At 42.9% G+C, this 508-nt stretch carries 1 protein-coding gene; it reads right to left on the bottom strand.

Annotated elements, in window-relative coordinates; genetic code table 11:
* A partial coding sequence (locus R7040_RS30210; RefSeq protein ID WP_318098156.1) for an NAD(P)-dependent oxidoreductase occupies positions 1-410 on the bottom strand: 410 nt, incomplete at its 3' end.
* Between the last annotated feature and the right edge of the window lie 98 nt (positions 411-508).

A 508-nucleotide genomic window follows, 5' to 3' on the forward strand; every position in this document is an offset into this window, starting at 1 on the left:
ACAACGTTGAAACCATGAGAGTAACCTAGTGCAGCGCCTTCTTTCATTAGTGGCATCACCGTCTCAACAACGTTAGTGTGCTGTTTGTCTGGCGTTAAGTTAACAACCAGATCGGCTTGAGGAATTAGCGTTTCGTAGCTACCAACTTCAAAGCCATTATCTTTGGCGTTTTTAAACGATTGACGCTGTTCATCGATCGCAGCTTGACGTAGTGCGTAAGACACATCAAGACCAGAATCGCGCATGTTTAGGCCTTGGTTTAGACCTTGAGCACCACAGCCCACAATGACCACTTTTTTACCTTTCAGGTAATCCGCTTCAGATACAAATTCTTCACGGTCCATAAAGCGACAACGACCAAGTTGATCCAATTGCTCGCGCAAGTTTAGGGTATTGAAATAATTAGCCATCTGGGTGCTCCTTAAACATTCTTCCATAAAGGTCGGTAACCGTCTTACCGAATAACTTCATACTAAAACAGACATAACGTTGCTTAAAGTGATATATT

The sequence above is a fragment of the Vibrio sp. 1069 genome (genome assembly GCF_033340555.1).